The organism is Flavobacterium gillisiae (assembly GCF_900107635.1).
Classification (GTDB): Bacteria; Bacteroidota; Bacteroidia; order Flavobacteriales; family Flavobacteriaceae; genus Flavobacterium; species Flavobacterium gillisiae.
This window is the reverse complement of the sequence record NZ_FNRD01000001.1, coordinates 260,501-278,905: the sequence shown is the minus strand read 5'-3', so window position 1 is coordinate 278,905 and position 18,405 is coordinate 260,501. Positions and strand designations below refer to the sequence as shown.

Below are 18,405 nucleotides of genomic sequence, written 5' to 3'. Positions count from 1 at the left end.
CCATTATGAAAAAACAAATTACAGCAGTAACCTTCGCAGACGGAACTTCACACGAAATGAACAACTACGAACCTATTAAGGAAATTGAAAATGAAACCAGGCGTAACTATTTAGATAGACGAAACGTACATGATGCAAACATAAGATTGTTTGAAAATACTATTCTTAAAAACATTAGCAGTAGTTGTTTTAAAAGTCACGCAGAGTTTTACTATGAACTTGTAGAGGCCCCGGACGAGCCTGAAGAAAAAGATATAACCGAATTTGAAGACAAAGAAGTTTTAGATGAACTAAAAAGAAGAAAGTTATTTGGAGACATACAATACAATATAATTACAAATGATTTTTTAACTCGTTTCTCTAAAATTGTAGTGATAGAAAATCAATTATTGATTGATAATTTATTGAGTGAAATAGAAACCAAATTAGGTATTTAACCATGGAAAACCAAGACCTTTACTATTTGATAGAAAATCAAACTTTATTGATTACAAACAGAAAAACCAACGCTAAAGCGATCATAACAGAGAACGATGGCGAAATAATAAGTGGACTTTTTATAGAAGAAAAAAAACACTTCTTTTTTAATAGGTTTACTTGCATGGTAGATGAATTTGATCAGATATTTTCTAAAGTAAGTATTTTGTATTTAAAAAAAACAGCTATATGAACGACTTACGTTTACCATTAAAAAAGGAATGGTTTGAAATGACAAAATCAGGAATAAAAACCGAAGATTATAGAGAAATCACGCCTTATTGGGCTAATAAATTATTAACTTATTTTGGAGAAAAACAACCAAAATTGTTTTGGGAAGGTTATATAATAAATTCTGATTTTAATTTTAAAAACTTAGTTTTTATGAATAAAATAAAAATAAAAAACAACATAATGACTTTAGGCTATCCAAAATCAAACGATAGTGAAAGAATCCTAAAACTAGAACACAAAGGAATCGAAATAAGAGAAGGTAATCCCGCTTGGGGAGCAGAACAAGGAAAACTATATTTTGTAATTAAACACGGCACTTTATTAACCTAAAGGCCACTACTTCATCAACCTAAAAAAACCACCCATAACCGGGTGGTTTTTTTTATGCTTCTATTTCATAATCAAAACGGTTAAAAATTTCTTTTACCTCGTTAGGAAAAATTGTTTTTATATTCTGAGCTTCCTTCAACGGCACATCACGCAGCTTCATGATTATTTTAATCACTTCCTGTTTTACAGTTTCGCGTCCAAAACCTTTTAAAATTTCTTGCAATTCCGCTTTTCTTTTTGGCTGTATTAGTGTTTTTGTTGACATAAGAACGATTGGTTTAATGGTTAGTCAAAAATAGCTAAAACCTTTCAATTATTCCAACCCGAAAACCAACAAAAAGCGACAGAATCCAACCGAAACCAACAAAATCCAACAAAAAGACACGGAATCCAGCCAAAAGCAACCGCAAGCAACCGAATCCAACGAGCGAAAAAACAATCCCTCCCATCTTTGTAATTCATTTCATAGGAATTGATTTTGAGTTAGTTAATGCGGGAAGTAGTTTCGAGAGTGTAGTAAATCAAAAATACAAAATTCTAAAAGCCTTTCCGCTTTACTCACAATTTACAAACAGAAGAAAAGCATGAGTAGTTCAATTGACAGCATATTGTATCGCCCTTTAAAGCATGGAAAAGAGTACAACGCACTTATTCCTCTTTACAAAGGCATCGATCACAATTTTGACAATAAAAGCGACAATAGCGACACTTATGACACTTTGAAGTACATGGCTGAATGGGCCAATAAATACGCCAGTCAAATGGCTAAAATTGCTCCAATACTGAAAGGAAGATCATTACAGGAAACCGTAAACAACATTTACCAATTCCTTTATTCTCATTTTCAGTACAGGTTAGACGGAGAAACACAAAACCTCTATTCTCCTAGTGCTGCATGGCACTTTAGAGAAAAAGGTTTCGATTGTAAAACCTACTCCATATTAGCGAGTACAATTTTGCAAAATCTAAGAATCCCGCACGCCTTTAGAATGGTACAACAAGCGGGAATCATGCCAGGGGAATGGTCACACGTTTATGTAGTAATCCCTAACGGATCAAGTCATTACATAATTGATGCGACAACGCACAATAACAAAGAGGTAAGTTTTACCAATAAATACGACTACAATATGAAACACAAAGGTTTAGCATCGCCATACGTAAGTGGATTAGGTTGCGCTTGTCAGGGAACACCAATCAGGAGTACTGGTTTAGGTGCGCCTTCAGTTATGGCCAATACGGTAAATAACTTTCATGTTTTTCTTAACGAGTTAGAAAAAAAAGGAGTTCCAAGGCAAGTGACTAACAAAATGTTGGCATTAGTAAAATGGAATATCGAAAACGGTATTGATCCTAACATGGGAGAAATACTGAAAAAAGCGTATTCGCAATCAGGTTTAGGCTTGACAGCCGTAGGAAGCACTTACGGAGGAATAACAGCCGGGAGCTTACCTACAGGAAACGTTTACGCACCCACTGCAACATCTTCATTTGGAAGCCAAGCCTTGAGTTCCGGAACATCAGCACTAAACAATCTTTCAGTTGGCGGAATATCAGTTGGTGGATTAGCTACTGATCTAGCTACAGGCAACTTTATTGGCGCTGGATTAAGCGTTTTAACGTCAATTATTCCAATCGAAAAAACATTCGGGGCCGTTTTTGCAAATAGCTTTGATCTATCATGTTGGGGAGCATCGTACAGCGAACAAAAAGCCAAAGCGGATCTATTGATATGGCTACCGTTTCTTAGAGATTGGTCAGGTATCTATAAATCGCCAACGACAGAAAACTTAGATCGTTTTCAATTTGCTACGCAATCAATGTTAAACGATGCCGCTAATGGACAAAACAGCAAGTACGCTAGTTGTACAAGAAAAGGCTGGGCGTTAGTTCAAAAAGGAGTTGAGGAGTTAAGAAAAAACACCTACGAGGAGTTCACTTCACAAAACTTTCAATTAACATCACAAGGACAAAGATCAGGCGCTAATTGGGTAATTAAACTACCTAACAAGTCAGACAATTATGGATGGGCAAACCCACAGGTTTCTTTTGAAAGTTTTAGAGTAACCCCGCCCGCCCCTGTAAAGCCACAAACGCCAACACAAACCACCACGGTAGTAGATGCAAATGGAAATCCAGTAGCAACCACCGAACCCAAAGAAAAATCATCCTCAGCATTACCTATTATAGCTATAGGCGGTGCAATACTAACGGGGATAAAACTCTTAATGTAATAGCATTAAACTAGAAGTCATGAAAAATAGAAACCACTAATCCACAATTAAAATGTTAAAAAAACCAAACACAAAAACAATTATAGGTGTAGCCGCGACAGCCGGAGCATTGGTAATTGGAGCAAAGGTTGGAGACGGAATTTCAGCAGTAATGCCTGATTCTACCAACGGTTACAAAAAATGGGCAATCGCAGGTGTAAGTATCATCGCTGCCGCTTTTATTACCCCAACAACAGCCATGGCCAAAGCAGGACAAAACGCTTTGATAGGTATGGGTACAAAACAAATCTATGATGAATTGTCAGACACTTTAGCGGAAGCTATTCCAGTAAAAGCAGCTGATACTACATCAAACAAATTCGTTAATGCAATCGTAGGACATAAAGAGGTGTCGTTAAACAACACAACACCAGCGCTTAATGCTGCATGGCAAGGAGAAGGTTCAGATATGTGGGATAGACCTAGCGATCAACCGCTTTTAGGCAATTCATTCTCCGGAGTTTAACCACAAACTCAATTCAATTCCAAAAGTAAATTTTAAAAAAAAGTAAAACCATTAAACCAAATTAAAATGTATAATTCAGTATTTTTTCACACAGTATTGTTGTTCTTAGGAGCAATTTCAGGACAATTGTCCACTCAATTGCAAAGTGATATTGCAACCGCAAAAACGACTTTAAACCCGCAAGTTCTTGAGATCAAGAAACAAATCACAGGCGGTGGTACAATCGATTTAATCGATGCAACCACAAACAGAATTGATGGTATTTGCTCATTTGACAAAAACATTCTTCAAACTGGTAGAGCGTTTGTCCTTGACCAAATTTCTATTGGCTATGCCAAAGATGCAGCTACTGGAAAAGAAGGGTCGTTAAAGTACAACATTGCAGCACCTGCGCCATTGTTAAATGCGTTGTTCATCATCAACCAAAACGGTAGAGAAGTGTTGAGAATGCCAGTTGCAGACTTGCATAACATCGCAGCAGGACAAAACGTGAACGATCAATACACACAATTGAAATCGTTATGTTACCTAGTTGATGATAAGTCAATCACATTACAATTGAAATTTGCTCCAGGAGTAGTAATGGATGACACAACTGACAAACATTACGTGTACTTGCGTTTGAACGGATTGCAAACATCGATCAAAGCATCGTAAACCGAACCACCATTAAACCAAACCATAAACCAAAAAAGCCTTGCCTGCATTAGGCAAGGCTTTTTTTTATTCTCAAAATAATGGAAGATAAAAGATATGAATACGTAACGGCTAACATTCTTTTAGCAGTTAACGAAAGCGTAGATTCCGAAAAAGTAATAGTACCTGACGGTAACGTAGTAGCTATTGGTGCAATTGTAGCGGGTAATCCCGAAGCAAGGATACTAAACCTTTCGATCCTACAAAACAACCAAGAAATTGTAAGACCTGCTGACGTTCGTTTTAGCGAAAAGACAAACGGTGGAACGTTTAAAGATAGTTTACGTCCAGTTGACTTTCAAGGAGGTAGAACATTTGAAGCAAAGATAGTTGCAACAGCAACATCAGCTACAGAAGTAGTTGCCATACAAGTTTTATTTATGATTGAGAAACCTCAATTGTATTAAAATGTTTTGTGGTAATCTAGTAAACAAACTGATTAAGGAAAATCATTCCAGTTACCCACTAGCCGGAATGATTAACCCTACTTTTCAGAACCAAGGAACTGCTTCAGTAACCATTGACGGCAGAAACTTAGCGCCAGGAGAAACTTATTCCGTATATGCTCCTATTGTTTTGCAAAACGCAATCCCAATCACTTTTAGCCCTGACAAGACGAAAACTCGTCAATTGTATATAGGGTATGTAGATATTATATAATTCACTCAAAATCACGCAATAATTATGAGTAACATCGCTAATACAGTACAATTCTTAAAGGGAAAACCGGAAAGATTTATTACCATTACAAATCAAGATAATGGTAAATTAATAGGTAAAAACGCAATTTACATAGAAGACGTTCCTAATGAAGATTTAGAAACGTATATCAAGCTGCATTTAGGAGCAATCACTAAGCCAACACTTGTTTGGGTAGAAATGCGTTCCAAAAATGGGGCCACTTCAAAAAAGGAAAACTCTTGTAAAATTGAAGTTTCTCCAGTTAATTACCAAGCGCCACAAGAAACTCCGCAGCCGCAACCATTACCACTTCAAGAAGCACGACCACTACCACAGCCGTATGCAACGCCTAGTTTTTTAGGTAGTCCCGGAGCGGGAAATGTTTTTGGACTTGGACTACCTGAAATAATGGGAATGCAACGAAAAGCCGATCTATTAGAAGATAAAAAGGAACAACTATTAGAAGTTAAAGACGAATTAAAAGCGTTAAAACAAGTTCACGCCCTTTTAGAAATAGACCATAGAGGTACGTTGACACAACTATCTATTGCCGAATCGCAAAAAGAAATGGCGGTCATGTTAGCCAAAGCCGAGAACAAGTCGTTTGCTGATAGTCCTGCTTTTCAAACCTTGTTAGAGAAAGCACCGGAACTGTTAGGAAATTTAGCGGCATTAAAAGGAGGTGGAGGAATACCTGCAACGGCAGGTGCGTTAGGATCGCCTGACATGACGGAAACCCAAAAACAGTTTATAGAACACGTTATGGACAACTTAAACGACAATCAAATCAACTTTTTAGGATCTGTTTGTCACTACATCAATAACGAACCGTTTATCAATCAGTTAAAAATATTAATACAGCAACAAAATGGCGCAGTCTAATATAACCCTTAGTGCAGGTTCAGACATGGAACTACTAACAAGAAAAAACGCAATCGATGCCTTAAACGCATTGACAACGGATCAATTAAAACGAGTGTTAAAACTTATAAAATCGCCAAAGGCAATAGCCTATTTATCCAGCGATATTAAATTTAAAACCCTTCAAACCTTTTTATAATGAAAACAAAAAAATCAAATTTAGGAAACCCATTAGCCGTTGTGGCAGGGGCGAAAGTCGTAGAAAAATCAGCGGAAGCAATCCCATTTTTGATTAAACTTTTCACAGTACTGGGCGTTGCTTATTATGCTTATTCTAAATACACGAATCGTTTTGTAAAAAGAAAAGAAAATAGTGCATATAGCGCAGCTAATTTGAGTTATGCACAAGCGAAGTCCAGGGCTGATGCTATTTATGGATCTATAAGCACTTTTAGCAATGATTTTGAAAACGTATCAAGGCAAATTGCAGGATTAAATTATAACGGTTTTGTTCGTGTTTTTAATGCCTTTGAGCATAAAAAAGGAACTCTTTTTGGAGGAGATTTAAACCTGGAGGAATGGTGCTATAATCAATTTACAAATTACCAAATGCAACAATTGTCGTTTCTATTAGGCGGTGCTTTTTTTCAATAAAAAAAAATATAAAATGACACAGGAACAAGAAAAAAACGTAAAAATAGCTGGAGGTGTAGTAGGCGCAGCCGTTCTATTGTATCTCATTTTTGGCAAAGGAAAAGAAAACTCAGGGGATGGTGGCGACCCCACAGGAAATGGAGGGTACATTCCCGTGCAACCTGTTTTTAATGCTAAAAACGTAGCGTTAGGACTTTATGAAGCCATGAAGGATATGGGCACAGAGGAAGAAGCAATCCTACAAATATTAAAACCTGTTAGTCAAACTCAATTTGGGCAGGTAGTTACAGCATTTGGATCTAAGCTTTACAACTCTGTTACTGGAGATCAAAGAAGCTATAACCCTTTTTATGGACTGCCAAAAGTCAATTTAAAAGGATGGTTAAAAGAAGAATTGTCCGTTCAGGATTACGCATTATTGCGAACAAAATACCCTTATCATTTATAGCCATGAGACAACATCAATGCATTAGTTTTTATGACACGGTAGCACAGGAAACAACAGTAAATAATTCTGCAACAGCTTTACCTTTTAATGAAACGGAAGCCGTTACAACCGCTACAGTTCCTAAAAAAAAGCCATGGTACGCATGGATAGTTACCGCAGCAATCATAGCGGTATCGACACAAGGGTAGAAATAACAACCAAACATAAATAATTATGGTACAAGCACAATACTTTGGAGATTTATTAGAGTGGTCAGACGATCTATATCGTCCTATAACCACTCCCACAATAAAATATACACCTACTGTCTTTCAAACAGCAATAGCAACACCTGTTAAACCCGCATTAATTACTATTTCGGCTACCGTTTTAGATGAGTTTGGAAAACCAACTCCAGATGCCAACATTAGTGTTAGCGGTGTAGGCGTAGCGACAACAAACCTCAATGGGATTTTTGCCATAAAAAATGTGGCTAGCAACGCTTTAATAAAAGTGACTTACATCGGCATGGAAAATTACGAAATGGAAGCCTCTTTATTACCTGCAACAATTCAAATGAGAACAACGGCCGAGGGATTAGCGGACGTAGTTGTAAAAAACAATTACAAAAAACCGGTATCAAACGATAAACTAGGAACATGGCTTTTTTGGTTCTCGGCTATTGGAACTGGCGTATTGTTGTATAAAAAATACGGCACGAGCAAAACAATCAAAGCAAAAATTTAGAACGTTAGTATTAATTTTCATTGCGTGAGATTGCCCCTTGCCATCCATTGCCATTTTGGGTGGCAAAACGGCAATTTTTTTAAAACCATTAAACCAAAAACCATGGCAAATTTCAATTTGTTTATTCCAATACTACAAAAAATAGAAGGCGGTTTTCAGCAGTTAACTAAAGACAAAGGAAACTATAATTCTCTAGGTATCAATGTAGGTACAAACTACGGTATTTCTGCTCGTTTCTACGAGGGAATTATAGGTAGACCTCCAACGGTTGCCGATATGAAAGCCATTACAAAATTAAAAGCCCAGGCGTTGTACAAAAAATACTTTTGGGACGATGTGCAAGGCGATAAGCTAAAAAACCAATCTATTGCCAACATTATTACAGATCATGCCGTAAATGCAGGAGAAAGCCCTATTGGGACAATCGTACAAAGAATTTTGCGTAATGACTTTAAAAAGAACGTCACTATAGATGGAGATATAGGGCCGTTAACAGCTATCGCTATTAATTCAGTTAATCAAGAACTTTTATTCAACAAAATTAAAGCCGCTAGAGCCAGTCATTACTACAGTATGGGTGGCGAGTTTTTAAACTCTTGGCTAAACAGGCTAAAATCCTTCTCTTACACAAAAAACGCTTCGCCATCGGGACAGGTGGCTTAATATTGATAGGGATTGCAGGATATTACGGATATAAAAAACTAATAAAACAAACCAAATGATTGCAGTAGGAATACAAGGAGAAGATAGTAATAATATAAAAAAAGAACTTTATATTGACTGCCCATATGTACCAAACAATGCGGCATTTGCTAGTGCAATTAACGCATTAGAACGATTTGCAGTTTCGGCAAAAGAGATCCCTACATTCAAAGCGATATCAAACGACACTGTACCTACAACTTACTACATCGAGTTGCTAGGCATGGGTAAAGGGATTTATGGAATAGGCGGGATTGTCTTATCAGCAATAGATATTAAGGTAACAGCTACGGCTTCTTCAGCCAAAGAAATAGCGACCTTATCGACTACTCAAATAATTGATTTAGAACACACAGGAACTAATGTGATTGACTCGTTAAATAGTCAATTGCCTGGTATTGCTATTCAGGATCAAATAAACGGGTATGCGATTATAAAAGGCTTTTTTGAAAACGGTATTTATAGAGAGTATTTATGGATAGGTCAGGCGGGAACTTACGGAGGAAATGGAAGTTTACAAGCCGTGCTGCTAGACGTAAAAGAGTTTTCGGGGAGTACTACTACAGACACGGTAAATTCAGGCAGTAACGAATCTACTGGCGGTACGTCAGATCAAAATAATTTTTCAAGAAAGATAGTAGTTACTCCCGCTAATTTATCCGGCACGGGAACTATCGAACAGCAAATTTGCGACTATGTCAATACGCTAGGATATCTAAAGCAAGATACAGACACAGATATATGGATTGAAATTGATGGCGATGCAGTAGTAATAGTCGATCCAGTTGACTGTATTGTTTCGGCCTGGTCAGACTGGTCTGCCTGTAGCCTTAGCGGTTTCCAATCGAGAAACAGAACAGTAATAACCCCCGCTTCAAATGGTGGTGCTTATTGTCCAGTATTGTACGAAACAAGAGCTTGTGTTTATACAGCACCAACGCTTGCCACATCTTCTTTTTATTATGAGGGACGATGGGAACTGGCCGACACAAAACACAATCCTAACGTGAATTGTTGGGTAGATTATTATGACGAGAACGCAGTTCTCATCAGAAAAAGGATAGGAGCCATAGAAAATGGTTGTCAGCAAATAATAGCTTCCAGTATTAAAAAAGTAAACAACTGTATCCTTTGCACACCGTAAAACTAATATATGAAAACACAATATAGAATTATAAATACAGGTAAGGGTGTAATAAATATTACACCTGCTAATTTGCATAAGGTAGAACAGCCGGTAGTATTTTCAGGAGATTACAACGACCTTACAAACAAACCCGCCATTAGATCAGTACAAAACGAGTACGCTACCATCCCCTTGCTTAAAGCAGGACAAGCAGATCAAACAGCGGGAGCGTTTCAAGCCGTAATTGATGCTTCAGGCGATCCTACTGTAACAAGTGGATATGCATATTATGAATATCTTGGAGTTGCTAACGGTTTAATGGGTGACTATAGAAAACTTTCTGAACAGGAGAGTATGGATTTAGTGCCTATTACAGCGGTTTCTCAACTTATTAATGATAGGCTTAAAGAGTTTGTCGCACAGCCTAATATTTCTAAAACAATTGCTTTAACAGATTTAAACAAAGCAATAAAAAACACAAATGCTAATCCTACAACCATAACGATACCTACTAACGCAGCTATTCCTTTGCCTATTGGATTTGAATGTGATGTAGTATCAGAAGGTTCGGGGGTAGTAACATTAGCAGTTTCAGGTATTAGTATTATTAGTGATGTTACTTCTATGGTTATGGCTATTGGGGAAACAAGGACTTTGTTAAAAACAGACACGAACACTTGGAGTATTAAAGGTAAAAACCCTTTGAGTGGAGCAAGAGTTCCTTATACTGTTTTTATAGACACCGTAAACGGTAACGATACAACTGGGGCAATTGAAGATGCTTCTAAACCTTTTAAAACAGATGTGGTGGCTTACACAGCCTTGCCAACAGATAACGGAAATGTTTGGAATTTTGTATTTTTATGTAGTAATGTTACACGGGTTTTAAATCAAGTGCCATCTGCCCGTAAAATAAAATATAGATGCGACAACATAGGTACAGTAGATATTTCAGCTTGGACAGGGGTACTAATTATTCCGATAGTTTCGTTTGAAATACCTAACGGAACATTATTACATTCAAGTTCAATTCAAACAGCTATATTTTCATATACGTATAATTATATTAATTCAAAAACACTAACAATACAAACGCCACCTAGTAATTCTTATGGTTTTATCTTTGGGTATCTAAGAAAGGATTTATTTATAATTGATACGGTAACACAAACTAACGCTACGACGAATCACCCTGTATTTGGCGCAGGTATTATAACAGTTAATGTCTACAACACAACCTCTTCAAAAATTGCAGTAAGTAATGGAAGTGATTACCTATTAAGTATTAAGGAGTTAATTTTAAATGGACAAGCTTGTTCTTTATCTGTAAACGCCAATACTTATCAAAGAAACGTTCCATTTAAGAAAATTAGTGGAACAGGCTCATTTTCGACAACGGGTTTAAACAACTTCGACATTACAGAAGTAACTTCTTCGGTAGGTATTAATGTTTCAATAGAAGCAGAAACAACTTTAACAGGTTATAATCCATACTTTTTAGGGACTATTTCGCTTAACGCAACTAATGTAAAAATTAAGGATTTTAACGGAAAGGTTACAGGAATAGGAGATAATAATCTACAACTAGCCAACGTGTCTATTACTAATTCTACTATTTCAATATCAAATAATTTTTATAGCGGAAATGCAAATGCAACCATACCCACAGGTAGGGTATGGTATTTCAATAACGTTGAATTTATACAAACTACTGTGGGTCTTTTATTTACAAACATAAAATCGGACTCTGTTTTAACAATAAAAAAAACGGGTTATTTTAAATCAAATGGTACTTTACCTTCAACAATTGTTGTTGAGGACAGAACACTAAACGTGTTTTAATTAAAAAATAAAAAAAATATGAAACTAATAGCAACAATATACAACAGCCCAATCCCTACAGAGGGAATATTTAACAACGTCGAGATAAACGATGTACAACTAATTATAAATAGTAATGGGAACTACTTTTCAGTAAAGTTTGATATGACAGTAGAGAAGAATGGAAATAAAGTTCTTTTAGACACGGTAACTTTAGGGTTTGAAGGAAACGAAGGAGACGAGGTTAGCTCTAACAGAACCACCACAATTTCTATACTTAATCCCGACTTTAATACCGAGATTGAAGAATCAAAAGAGAGGATAGTTGTAGCGTTATTTGACTATTTAACAGCTAATGGAGGTGTACTGCCTACTGATTTCTTTTTCGTTGATTACGGCTATCCAACGGGGCAAAAAGCTAAAGCCACATTTATAGGAGGAGAACTGAACAGCCCTAAATTGTTCTTAGAAGATCCTTTTGCAAGGGAGTGGCTATTGAATACTATCGTAATGAAAGGAGAAAAAATAGGGGTTCAATTTCAATTTTCTGAATAATGGGATTCCTACTATTCAACATCGCATTGCTGCTGCTATTTCTACTCACAATCATAAACTACTTCATGGTAGAGAACAAAGAGGGGTATTTTAGAAACACGGCTTTAAACCTGGACAAATTTGCCAATAGAGAGTTTAGAACGTTTTGGAACAAAACACTAAGAATAAAAGGAGGATATGATTTTGGGAGAGAGAATGAAACTTTATCAAGTGCTTTGGGTAAAAATGAATTACTGGGCGCACTTACTCGAACAGCTAAGATGCTTGTTTGGGTTTTAAATAAAATAGAAAAAGACCATTGCTTGAACGCAATAGATGATAATTCAATAAAAACCACCATGTCAAAACTAAATGCCCCAACACCAGTACTCAACACCTTCTTATGGAAACTAGGATCATTTGTGTACGCATTAATCATATTGTTTAACCAAAACGCTAACATGGTTTCAGGACTAGGGTTAACGGAGAAAACAGAAAACTACATTAAGATTTTTGGCGTAGTTTCTTACTTCTTGTTTACCTATTTCAATTTTAACCAGTCAGCACTTAAATCGAAAAAGAATTAAAATGAGACTATTTACTGAAATTATCGACTTAAAAATAACCGCCTTATACTCGTTTATGATCCTACTGTTCAGCCAAGAAAATATTAAATTTAGTTACCAAGTAGCTTGTGGAATTGTGTTCTTAGGATACAATATGCACCGTTGGTACTTAATGCACAAAGAGTATCAAAACAGAAATCCTCGTAATAAAAGAAAAAGAAACTAACCATGAAAAAAGCCATCGCCTATTTTTTTTCAATATTGATTGTCCTGCTTTTTGCATCAGTCTTTTTAGTGAGCTGCAAGGCAAAACAACCTTTGCGAGAAACAAGCGAAAAAACCGTAATCAATTACGACAGCATTTACCGTTCTAAAATCAGCATTAAAAACAAGGCTATTAACGACAGCCTTTTAATTGTGATAGGAAAAGTAAAGACAGAGCGAAAAGAATGCGACAGCGTTTGCCAAATAGCTATAGACAGGCTATTGTCGCAATTGAACACTAAAAAAACATCAGGAGACAACTCCTATTCTGTTTTTTATGATCCAGGTAAAAACACTTTGAATTTAAACAGCGTAATTGGCGAAACAAAAAGCGACACCGTGACTTTGTTTAGATACATTACCAAAACAATCACGCTGTCAACACACAAAGATGTTCCGGTAGAAACACCGTTACCAAAGTGGCAATTGTACTTAATGATTTTTGGAGCAGGAACAATAGGCTATCTTTTTGTAAAATTAACTATATTTATACGGTCAAAAATACCAACATAAAATACACCATTAAACCATGAAACCAACCAAACCACAAAACACCTCTTTGTACGTAGGTCTTGCGCTACTTGTAGGCGTAGGCGCATACGCCACAACAAGAAATAAAGAGCCTGAAGTTGTAAATGACTTACCTCCTGGGCCAGGCACGAACAATACAAGTTCAGTTCCTCCAAAAACCGCAATCAATTTTGATAAAACACTTAGTGTTGGATCAAGAGGGTTAGAAGTAGAGAAACTGCAAACTTTAATGGGAATTACAGCCGATGGCGTTTTTGGCCCTCAAACGGAAGCCAAGCTTTTTTCTTTGAAAGGCGTAAAACAAATTTCAGTCAATCAGTTTTCTAAAACACCAAACGTAGTACGAATTACGATGATACCAGTAGGATCAAGGGTAATGTCAAATACAACTGTAGGTGCTAAAATCTTTGGTGCGTTCAAGAAAATAGACGGCTCGCTATACTCTAGTGGCGTGTTGAGAAAAACGGTGCGTTACGGCCAAAACGTAGGAATTATAAAATCAGTACTAACCGCAAACGGATTCTATGTTGTCTATTACACAAATGATGGAGATCCAATTACAAAAATAGGATTTGTGCGTGCATCAGAAATTGAAAAATACTAATTATGGAAGGAGCAACAATTTTAAAAGTACTGGGAGGTGCAGCGGTAGTAACTACCCTATTTGCCTTTAAGAAAAAAAGTGATTTTTCTAAAGTGATGGAACAAATGACCATGGATATTAGAAACATCAGAAATTTGCGTTTAAAATCAGGGCGTTTGTTTCTTGATATTGATGTAGCGTTTCATAACCCCACACAGTACGACATGACGGTGTATACAGCAGGAATGATTAAGGTAAAACAAATAAAATTGTTTTATAAAAACGTGTTAATTGGGAATGCCTTATCTACAGCCGGAAAAGACGCATTTGAATTGCCTGCAAAAAGTAACTATTTAATTACAGGAATTACCGTAGAATTGTTATTTTTGACTATTATTGACCAATTCCTAAAAGGCGGTTTAGATAGCAATGTGGATAATTACCAAATCCATACCGTTGTCGATGCTCTTGGAAAGAGTTGGATAGTAGAGCAGTAGATTAAAAAACACCATTAAACCAAACCAAATGTCACACGCAATCAAACATCAAGTTGTAGAAATGAACGAAAACGGAATACAGAATTGTATTCTGTGTGGCTTTTTGGTTCAAGATAGAAGTACAGTTATATCTTTAAGTGGAAAAAAAATAAAAGGGTTTCCTCCTGGAGAAGTTTACGAAATACCCGAAAAAGGAGGTTATGCAAAAGTAATAACGTCAATTCCTCCAAAATTAATTACAATTAACCATTGTAAATAAAACCACCACCATTAAACCAAACCAAATGTCATTAACCAAACAATTCAACGGATTAGGCGGTACTATAGCCAGTCGTGAAAGTTTATTAAACCTTCAAACAAAAGCTAAAACCGAAAATAATAAGGAGGTCTACAACCGAGTTACTAAATTTTTAGAGAAATATCCAAAAGCTACGCAGTTTGAATTAGAAATTGACACCCCTATTCGTGAGACTAGGGGTTTAGGCTTTCCAATAACTACCGAAAAGAAAGGCGAAGAACTGCACTACATTCAGGACAAAACAAAGGTAGCGAGCATCAATAAATACGGAGTGATTACCTGGCACAAAAAAGGAATCCCAACCCGTATGCGTACTAAAATCCGTAAAGATGCCAAAGCAGTAGGACTAGGCGCACCACAGGAGGAAGATATTAGCGGAATGCTGGGCGGTTTAGACCTTGAAACCGAAGATCACGAACAAATTTACGGACTGGGTAAAGCCGTTTCTGTAAATGAAATTTATGACATGGTTACTCAAAGAATGCTTGATTTGATAAAAGCCGCTAATAAAGGCGATTATAAACGAGCATGGAACGACGAAGGCTATTTAATCCCGTACAATTTTGTGTCTAAAAAAGCATATAGAGGAATTAACAACGTCATGTTGTCGCCTTTATTTGGCACCCTTAGCAACCCCTATTTTTTAACTTTCGCCCAAATAAAAGAAAAAGGCGGTAAATTAAGAAAAGGAAGTGAATCGCATAAAGTAGTTTATTTTTCGAAATTTGAAAAAGAATATACTGATACCGAAATTGAAAGAATAAACAGCGTTTCGACAAAGGATCAAGCCAAAAAAGGCGACAAAAAAGAATTGTTTTTCTTGAAATATTACAACGTTTTTAGCGGTGCCGATATTGAAGGAATCAATTTTGATTTAGATAATTTTGAAATGCCAGGGAAAGTAACGAGCGATATCGCTGCAGGTGAAAATGAAAAGATTGATATTGCGGAACAAATAGTAAAACACTACCCAAAACCAAGCCCCGAAATTATTTTCACAGGAAACAAAGCGTCCTTTACGCCTGGCAAAGATTTGGTTACTATGCCGCCAATTGAAAAGTTTAAAACCGCACAAGATTACTACAGAACCTTATTCCATGAACTGAGCCACAGTACAGGACACAAAAACAGATTAGCCCGTGATTTTTCGGGACAATTTGGAAGTCCAGAATATGCCTTTGAGGAATTAACTGCCGAATTTGGAGCCGTGTTTTTATCAGCTCAAGCGGGAATCATGTTTTACACTAATAAAAATCATGCAGGATATTTAAAAGGATGGAATGAAGTCCTGGTACCACAATTAGAAAACGACAATCGTTTTTTAATGCGTGCCAGTAGCCAGGCACAAAAAGCCGCCGATTTTATTTTACAACCTGACAAAGCCGGGGTTTTTGTCTTTATGAAAAAAAGCGGAGTGGATCCACTCGCTAAAAAAACGACAGTACTAAAAGTAAATAAAAAAGCAAGTGATTACGGCAAGAAAACAGTTAGAGTCAAGAAGGAAACTAAAGCGTCTTACCCGTTTGCAAGAACTGATATTCCTTATGAGGTAGCTTATAGAGCGCACACAGGAACTTCCTTTAGCCCTGAAAAAAGAGCCGTTCAAGAACAAGAAACCTATTTTGGACACTTAGAAAGTACTTACAACAAATATAAGGGGATTGCAATTAAAAATGACAAATTAGAAGTTTTTGAAAAAGGATTTTCTTATTTGCAATCGGGATATTTAAAAAGAAAACTAGCCTTATTGCACAGTCGTAATGGCTTTATGAGCACGATGATTACAGGAGCCGGAAACTTTCCTTTTTCTCGAATGAATAAGAAATCAGAATCAATACATACTAAAGAAGGTGAAATTTACAAATTTTTAGATTACGCTGAGGATAAACTAAAAAACAGTTTACGACTAGACACAGAAAAACCAATCAAAGCAGGTTCTGACAACGCTCTCGATTTATTAAAACAAAAATTGGTAATTGCTGAAAAGGAACATGCTAAAAATCTATTGGGTAACAAAATCATGGCAAAATTCAGAAAACTGGATTTGTCTGATGAGGAGAAATTCGATTTGTTTTTTGCTGAATTAGCTAAAAACGATTTTTCCGATAGCGAGATCACTTCTTTAAAACGATACATGAGAACATTTAGATATGGCGTTAGTGGGTTCCACAATACCAATTCGAATGCCAGGATAAAAACGCTAAAAGAAAAAATAGCGAGAGAAGAAAAATTACAGACTAACAAGTCCGAAAAAGGAAACACGGAATATGTGTTTGATGAAGGAACAGTTGTTTTGAATAGAGACATAAACCGCATTCAAATTTTATTTGAAGGGAAGCCAAATGAAGAAACTAGAGCAGATCTTAAAAAGGGTGGTTTGGCTTTTAGATGGTCGCCAAAGGAAGGCGCATGGCAACGCCAACTTAATACTTTTGGACAATATGGGTATTCTAAATTATGGAGTTTGTTTCCAAGTTTAAAGGAATCTATGCAGCATAGCAAACCAAAAGAGAAGGAAGAACCCAAAGTAGATGTCAATGGACAAACGGCTTTGTTTGGAGCTTTAAACGCACCTGATACAGAGGTTGTGTTTACTGATATTGAAGAACCTGTACAGGCTGATTTCATTCCTTTGCCTGTAGAAAAGGTAAATTTACCTTTAGAAATAGATACAAACACAACCTTTCCCGAAGAAAAAAAGGTAATTACTCCTGAAAAAAACAAGTCTTCTTTAAATAGAAATTCATTAGCCTATCGACGCCAAAACAGAAGCAACGCCAATCATGAATATTATATTATTGGCAATCCTGATATTTCAGAATTTTTAGGACATATTGAAAAAAAGAAAAAGGAAAGTGTCGCTATTACAATTGCTGGAGGTCAAGGTTCAGGAAAAACAAGCTTTGTATTTCAATTAATCAATGCCTTTGCTCAAAATTACAAAGTGGGACACGCATCGATAGAAGAGCATCCTGATAGCGCATTATATGAAAGCAAAGCGGAACGTTTTTGGGACGAAAACGCCAAAAACACGGTAGATTCTCCTGAAATAAATTCTATGCAGGATATACACAATTTAATCCTTCGAAACGATGTAATTGTAATTGACAGCTTTAGTAAACTGCTGTCAATGGATAGAAAAATAACCTTAGATGACACTTTTAGAAAAAAGTACGACGGTAAACTATTCATTATCATTTACCAACTCACAGCTGATGGTTCCATGCGTGGAGGTTCATCTAGTCAGTTTGATGGTGATATAATTTCATTTGTAGAAAAGTTCCCTGACTTTAAAGACAATTACGTTTATTTTGACAAAAACCGTTACCAAGACAGATCACTAGACGAATTGAAATATAATATTGCTTCAGCAAAATTAGTCCAGGAAGAAGATCCTGAAGAAGAGTTAGAATTTACAGAAGTAGAACGAATTTAAAACAAATAATCAACATTAAACGAACTCAATTATGTTAACAGCAATTTACATTTCATTATTACTACTACTGCTTATAGGAGTGATAATTATAGTAGCTTTTCTAAGAAAAATATATTTCAGAATACACCATCTGTCATGTGCAATACCTTTTGACTACGAACACAGTCAATTATCTGAAATTCATTTACGTAGGATACTCAA

At 36.3% G+C, this 18,405-nt stretch carries 25 protein-coding genes; 24 read left to right on the top strand and 1 reads right to left on the bottom strand.

Annotated features, from left to right (window positions below; genetic code table 11):
• The first annotated feature begins 5 nt into the window (after window positions 1-5).
• Genes BLV35_RS01255 through BLV35_RS01245 form a run of 3 tightly spaced genes read left to right on the top strand, consistent with a single transcriptional unit; the run spans window position 6 to window position 1,041 of the window.
• Window positions 6-437, top strand: a complete 432-nt coding sequence (locus BLV35_RS01255) for a hypothetical protein (protein WP_091083579.1) — start codon at window positions 6-8, stop codon at window positions 435-437.
• Between the two features lie 2 nt (window positions 438-439).
• Entirely contained in the window at window positions 440-670 is a 231-nt protein-coding gene (locus BLV35_RS01250; protein WP_091083577.1) for a hypothetical protein, read from the top strand.
• Window positions 667-1,041: a hypothetical protein gene (locus BLV35_RS01245; RefSeq protein ID WP_091083574.1), complete on the top strand. Its 375-nt coding sequence runs from the start codon at window positions 667-669 to the stop codon at window positions 1,039-1,041. Before BLV35_RS01250 ends, BLV35_RS01245 begins: the two co-directional genes overlap by 4 nt.
• A 52-nt stretch (window positions 1,042-1,093) precedes the next feature.
• Here the strand turns inward: BLV35_RS01245 and BLV35_RS01240 are convergent, their stop codons facing one another.
• Entirely contained in the window at window positions 1,094-1,306 is a 213-nt protein-coding gene (locus BLV35_RS01240; RefSeq protein ID WP_091083571.1) for a hypothetical protein, read from the bottom strand.
• Between the two features lie 319 nt (window positions 1,307-1,625).
• On the opposite strand from BLV35_RS01240, the gene BLV35_RS01235 reads away from it, so the two are divergent.
• From BLV35_RS01235 to BLV35_RS01130, 21 genes are all read left to right on the top strand, one after another.
• Window positions 1,626-3,275, top strand: coding sequence for a hypothetical protein (locus tag BLV35_RS01235; protein ID WP_091083567.1), 1,650 nt, complete (start codon window positions 1,626-1,628; stop codon window positions 3,273-3,275).
• A gap of 52 nt (window positions 3,276-3,327) precedes the next feature.
• Window positions 3,328-3,780: a hypothetical protein gene (locus BLV35_RS01230; protein ID WP_091083563.1), complete on the top strand. Its 453-nt coding sequence runs from the start codon at window positions 3,328-3,330 to the stop codon at window positions 3,778-3,780.
• Window positions 3,781-3,846: 66 nt separating this feature from the next.
• A complete protein-coding gene (locus tag BLV35_RS01225; RefSeq protein ID WP_091083559.1) occupies window positions 3,847-4,437 on the top strand; it encodes a hypothetical protein in 591 nt (196 codons plus the stop codon).
• An 80-nt stretch (window positions 4,438-4,517) separates the two neighbouring features.
• Complete coding sequence (locus BLV35_RS01220; RefSeq protein ID WP_091083556.1) at window positions 4,518-4,883, top strand: hypothetical protein; 366 nt, start codon at window positions 4,518-4,520, stop codon at window positions 4,881-4,883.
• Window position 4,884: 1 nt separating this feature from the next.
• On the top strand, window positions 4,885-5,136 hold the full coding sequence (locus BLV35_RS01215; protein ID WP_091083553.1) for a hypothetical protein: 252 nt from the start codon (window positions 4,885-4,887) through the stop codon (window positions 5,134-5,136).
• Window positions 5,137-5,160: 24 nt separating this feature from the next.
• A complete protein-coding gene (locus BLV35_RS01210; RefSeq protein WP_091083550.1) occupies window positions 5,161-6,039 on the top strand; it encodes a hypothetical protein in 879 nt (292 codons plus the stop codon).
• A gap of 177 nt (window positions 6,040-6,216) precedes the next feature.
• Window positions 6,217-6,672: a hypothetical protein gene (locus BLV35_RS01200; protein ID WP_091083545.1), complete on the top strand. Its 456-nt coding sequence runs from the start codon at window positions 6,217-6,219 to the stop codon at window positions 6,670-6,672.
• 13 nt (window positions 6,673-6,685) lie between these two features.
• Window positions 6,686-7,120, top strand: coding sequence for a hypothetical protein (locus BLV35_RS01195; RefSeq protein ID WP_091083541.1), 435 nt, complete (start codon window positions 6,686-6,688; stop codon window positions 7,118-7,120).
• Window positions 7,121-7,122: 2 nt separating this feature from the next.
• Complete coding sequence (locus BLV35_RS01190; RefSeq protein ID WP_091083535.1) at window positions 7,123-7,308, top strand: hypothetical protein; 186 nt, start codon at window positions 7,123-7,125, stop codon at window positions 7,306-7,308.
• 25 nt (window positions 7,309-7,333) lie between these two features.
• The gene (locus BLV35_RS01185) at window positions 7,334-7,846 is read left to right on the top strand and encodes a peptidase associated/transthyretin-like domain-containing protein (RefSeq protein ID WP_091083531.1); all 513 of its coding nucleotides are present in this window, start codon (window positions 7,334-7,336) and stop codon (window positions 7,844-7,846) included.
• Window positions 7,847-7,948: 102 nt separating this feature from the next.
• A complete protein-coding gene (locus tag BLV35_RS01180) occupies window positions 7,949-8,509 on the top strand; it encodes a glycoside hydrolase family 108 protein (protein ID WP_091083527.1) in 561 nt (186 codons plus the stop codon).
• Window positions 8,510-8,564: 55 nt separating this feature from the next.
• Window positions 8,565-9,692 carry a thrombospondin type-1 domain-containing protein gene (locus tag BLV35_RS01175; protein WP_091083522.1) on the top strand — a complete coding sequence of 376 codons (1,128 nt, stop codon included), beginning with the start codon at window positions 8,565-8,567 and terminating at the stop codon, window positions 9,690-9,692.
• A 9-nt stretch (window positions 9,693-9,701) separates the two neighbouring features.
• A complete protein-coding gene (locus BLV35_RS01170; RefSeq protein WP_091083518.1) occupies window positions 9,702-11,516 on the top strand; it encodes a hypothetical protein in 1,815 nt (604 codons plus the stop codon).
• Between the two features lie 18 nt (window positions 11,517-11,534).
• Entirely contained in the window at window positions 11,535-12,050 is a 516-nt protein-coding gene (locus BLV35_RS01165; protein WP_091083514.1) for a hypothetical protein, read from the top strand.
• Complete coding sequence (locus BLV35_RS01160) at window positions 12,050-12,616, top strand: hypothetical protein (RefSeq protein WP_143031824.1); 567 nt, start codon at window positions 12,050-12,052, stop codon at window positions 12,614-12,616. Before BLV35_RS01165 ends, BLV35_RS01160 begins: the two co-directional genes overlap by 1 nt.
• 1 nt (window position 12,617) lies before the next feature.
• Window positions 12,618-12,821 (top strand): hypothetical protein, encoded by a 204-nt coding sequence (locus BLV35_RS01155; protein WP_091083506.1) that lies wholly within the window; start codon window positions 12,618-12,620, stop codon window positions 12,819-12,821.
• 2 nt (window positions 12,822-12,823) lie between these two features.
• A complete protein-coding gene (locus tag BLV35_RS01150) occupies window positions 12,824-13,372 on the top strand; it encodes a hypothetical protein (protein ID WP_091083502.1) in 549 nt (182 codons plus the stop codon).
• Window positions 13,373-13,388: 16 nt separating this feature from the next.
• A complete protein-coding gene (locus BLV35_RS01145) occupies window positions 13,389-13,994 on the top strand; it encodes a peptidoglycan-binding domain-containing protein (RefSeq protein WP_091083499.1) in 606 nt (201 codons plus the stop codon).
• Window positions 13,995-13,996: 2 nt separating this feature from the next.
• Entirely contained in the window at window positions 13,997-14,470 is a 474-nt protein-coding gene (locus tag BLV35_RS01140) for a hypothetical protein (RefSeq protein ID WP_091083495.1), read from the top strand.
• A 28-nt stretch (window positions 14,471-14,498) separates the two neighbouring features.
• Window positions 14,499-14,729, top strand: coding sequence for a hypothetical protein (locus BLV35_RS01135; RefSeq protein WP_091083492.1), 231 nt, complete (start codon window positions 14,499-14,501; stop codon window positions 14,727-14,729).
• A gap of 25 nt (window positions 14,730-14,754) precedes the next feature.
• Window positions 14,755-18,204 carry a zincin-like metallopeptidase domain-containing protein gene (locus BLV35_RS01130; protein WP_091083488.1) on the top strand — a complete coding sequence of 1,150 codons (3,450 nt, stop codon included), beginning with the start codon at window positions 14,755-14,757 and terminating at the stop codon, window positions 18,202-18,204.
• The last annotated feature ends 201 nt before the right edge of the window (window positions 18,205-18,405 follow it).

Coding starts and splice junctions, on each gene's coding strand:
- BLV35_RS01150 (WP_091083502.1), top strand. CDS start 12,824: ATGAAAAAAGCCATCGCCTATTTTTTTTCAATATTGATTGTCCTGCTT.
- BLV35_RS01185 (WP_091083531.1), top strand. CDS start 7,334: ATGGTACAAGCACAATACTTTGGAGATTTATTAGAGTGGTCAGACGAT.
- BLV35_RS01240 (WP_091083571.1), bottom strand. CDS start 1,306: ATGTCAACAAAAACACTAATACAGCCAAAAAGAAAAGCGGAATTGCAA.
- BLV35_RS01135 (WP_091083492.1), top strand. CDS start 14,499: ATGTCACACGCAATCAAACATCAAGTTGTAGAAATGAACGAAAACGGA.
- BLV35_RS01140 (WP_091083495.1), top strand. CDS start 13,997: ATGGAAGGAGCAACAATTTTAAAAGTACTGGGAGGTGCAGCGGTAGTA.
- BLV35_RS01170 (WP_091083518.1), top strand. CDS start 9,702: ATGAAAACACAATATAGAATTATAAATACAGGTAAGGGTGTAATAAAT.
- BLV35_RS01255 (WP_091083579.1), top strand. CDS start 6: ATGAAAAAACAAATTACAGCAGTAACCTTCGCAGACGGAACTTCACAC.
- BLV35_RS01180 (WP_091083527.1), top strand. CDS start 7,949: ATGGCAAATTTCAATTTGTTTATTCCAATACTACAAAAAATAGAAGGC.
- BLV35_RS01175 (WP_091083522.1), top strand. CDS start 8,565: ATGATTGCAGTAGGAATACAAGGAGAAGATAGTAATAATATAAAAAAA.
- BLV35_RS01210 (WP_091083550.1), top strand. CDS start 5,161: ATGAGTAACATCGCTAATACAGTACAATTCTTAAAGGGAAAACCGGAA.
- BLV35_RS01145 (WP_091083499.1), top strand. CDS start 13,389: ATGAAACCAACCAAACCACAAAACACCTCTTTGTACGTAGGTCTTGCG.
- BLV35_RS01250 (WP_091083577.1), top strand. CDS start 440: ATGGAAAACCAAGACCTTTACTATTTGATAGAAAATCAAACTTTATTG.
- BLV35_RS01245 (WP_091083574.1), top strand. CDS start 667: ATGAACGACTTACGTTTACCATTAAAAAAGGAATGGTTTGAAATGACA.
- BLV35_RS01225 (WP_091083559.1), top strand. CDS start 3,847: ATGTATAATTCAGTATTTTTTCACACAGTATTGTTGTTCTTAGGAGCA.
- BLV35_RS01200 (WP_091083545.1), top strand. CDS start 6,217: ATGAAAACAAAAAAATCAAATTTAGGAAACCCATTAGCCGTTGTGGCA.
- BLV35_RS01235 (WP_091083567.1), top strand. CDS start 1,626: ATGAGTAGTTCAATTGACAGCATATTGTATCGCCCTTTAAAGCATGGA.
- BLV35_RS01130 (WP_091083488.1), top strand. CDS start 14,755: ATGTCATTAACCAAACAATTCAACGGATTAGGCGGTACTATAGCCAGT.
- BLV35_RS01230 (WP_091083563.1), top strand. CDS start 3,328: ATGTTAAAAAAACCAAACACAAAAACAATTATAGGTGTAGCCGCGACA.
- BLV35_RS01165 (WP_091083514.1), top strand. CDS start 11,535: ATGAAACTAATAGCAACAATATACAACAGCCCAATCCCTACAGAGGGA.
- BLV35_RS01160 (WP_143031824.1), top strand. CDS start 12,050: ATGGGATTCCTACTATTCAACATCGCATTGCTGCTGCTATTTCTACTC.
- BLV35_RS01195 (WP_091083541.1), top strand. CDS start 6,686: ATGACACAGGAACAAGAAAAAAACGTAAAAATAGCTGGAGGTGTAGTA.
- BLV35_RS01215 (WP_091083553.1), top strand. CDS start 4,885: ATGTTTTGTGGTAATCTAGTAAACAAACTGATTAAGGAAAATCATTCC.
- BLV35_RS01155 (WP_091083506.1), top strand. CDS start 12,618: ATGAGACTATTTACTGAAATTATCGACTTAAAAATAACCGCCTTATAC.
- BLV35_RS01220 (WP_091083556.1), top strand. CDS start 4,518: ATGGAAGATAAAAGATATGAATACGTAACGGCTAACATTCTTTTAGCA.
- BLV35_RS01190 (WP_091083535.1), top strand. CDS start 7,123: ATGAGACAACATCAATGCATTAGTTTTTATGACACGGTAGCACAGGAA.